This is a genomic window from Ferruginibacter sp. (assembly GCF_031430955.1).
In the GTDB taxonomy this organism is placed as follows: Bacteria; Bacteroidota; Bacteroidia; order Chitinophagales; family Chitinophagaceae; genus Ferruginibacter.
This window is the reverse complement of the sequence record NZ_JANPCM010000195.1, coordinates 1-2,063: the sequence shown is the minus strand read 5'-3', so window position 1 is coordinate 2,063 and position 2,063 is coordinate 1. Positions and strand designations below refer to the sequence as shown.

2 protein-coding genes are annotated in these 2,063 nt (G+C 38.0%); both read left to right on the top strand.

Annotation, left to right across the window (positions count from 1 at the left end):
- The coding region (locus ACY65O_RS05500) for a hypothetical protein (RefSeq protein WP_462219847.1) at window positions 1-203 on the top strand (203 nt) is incomplete at its 5' end.
- Window positions 204-593: 390 nt separating this feature from the next.
- Window positions 594-2,063: hypothetical protein (locus ACY65O_RS05495; protein ID WP_462219846.1), on the top strand; the 1,470-nt coding region annotated here is incomplete at its 3' end.

Sequence of the window (2,063 nt, the reverse complement as noted above, 5' to 3'; positions counted from 1 at the left end):
ACACTTCTTATATTGCTACAAAAGTGATGCTTACCGGTGTAAAAGAAGCTGATATAAAACCTGCCCCTTCTAAAAAATATTATACTTATGCCAGCCTGAAATCTATTATTGAAGAAAAAACAAAAGACTGGTATACCTGGGGCGATGATAAAGAAGAAAACCAAAGATTGAAGAACCTTTTTTTATGGAATGCTTTTTTATAACCCGGTTCAGCAACTCACCTATTTTGCGCTTTTGTTGCTATGCAACCAAGGCAAATAATAAAAGAATCATTAGATAAAATACTGACGAAGAGGAAAAAAAATGGCTGAATCAATTCTTCTGGAATATTTTTTTTAAAATATTTTTTGTAATTTCATTCAGCTTGTCCAACATCCTCTCTTTTATGTTTTTAACTAAAATATCCCCTATTTAGGGTATATGCAATTTCCTGATAGTGATTTACTTTTACCTCGAAAAACATCCATTTACTAAGCGGAAAGTACCGTTTACTAAATACAGTAATAAACAATGGGTAAGTTGCTGTTAACTTGCCTGTATAATTTAAGTAAATTAAACTGCCGGCTGTTCTGTTAACAATTGAAATTTTTTTTATGAAAAGAATATTATTTTCAATACTCTCTTTTTCCCTTGCAGTAACTGCAACTGCACAACTAAAAATCGACAACGCTACATTTTTCATTCAGCCGGGTGCCACGGTAACGGTACAGGGTGATGTAACCAGCAATGTTGATATACAGGGAACCGGCCTGTTACTTTTAAAAGGCAGTGCGTTGCAAAATGTGGACATGGGAGGATTTACCATTCCTAATTTAGAATTAGATAATGCAGCCAACGCAACATTACTAAATACTAATACCCGTATTGGCACCAGCATGGTACTTACTACTGGTAAATTTCAAACTGGCAATTTAAATCTTACACTTAGCCCAACTGCAAATATTACCGGGGCAAGTGCTGCCAAATTTATTTGGACTAACGGAACCGGGCAATTAAAAAAAGAATTAACCGGCAATATAGCAGCATACGAATTACCTGTGGGAGAAAACGCTAATTACCGTCCTGCTTATTTAACTACTGCTGGAAGCAGTTTTGCAAGTGCCAATTTTGGAGTGAGGGTTTTAGGAACTCCTGACCCTGCTAAACCTCCTATGACTGCGTCTCATCTTAACACAGCATGGCCAATAACAAGAACTGGTATTACAGGCGGAACAGTTACACTTGAAGGGCAATATATTGACCCAACCGATGTAACAGGAACTGAAGCAAATGTTGTAGGATATTTTAATAATGGTACCGACTGGAGTTCGGTTGCTGAAGGACATAATGCAGGCACGAACAGGGTTTCGGCACCAATTACAGCAAATGCAGGTTCACTATCTGGAATAAATAAATTTTTAACGCTTGGATCCAGAGCATTTTTACAGGGTGCTTATGATGCACCCACTGGTTTAATGTTCGATAATCTTCGCACTTTACCTTTTGGTTCATCTGCAAGTACTGCTAATTTTCCCAGTACAGATCCCTACAGGGTTGCGCCTTACAACACTGCCTTTACCCATGTTAATAATGCAGGTGTAGAAACTATTACCAGCAGCACCGTTGTTACAGCACAGGCCATAGCCGCAGATAATATTGTTGATTGGGTATTTTTAGAATTAAGGAATTTAAATGCATCACCCGGCAATTTAATTTTACAAACACGGAGTGCATTAGTACAAAGAGATGGAGATATTGTTGATGTAGATGGTGTTAGCCCTGTAACATTTAATAATTTACCGGATGGTAATTATATTGTTGCAGTTCGCCACCGCAATCATCTTGGATTAAGTACCGATCAGGTTAATTTTCCTAAAGCAGTAGATGAAACGAAGTCAACTGCTTTTACTACCAATGTAATTGATGTAAGAATTGCAACAGATCCGCAGTTGTTTGGAACTGCTGCTGCATATACAACAGCAACACATCCTGTTTTGGGTACTGTTAATTTGTTGTGGGGAGGAAATGTAACGGGCAATGCATTCGTAAGATATCAGGGTAATAACGGCCCCGGCCCTGCTAAC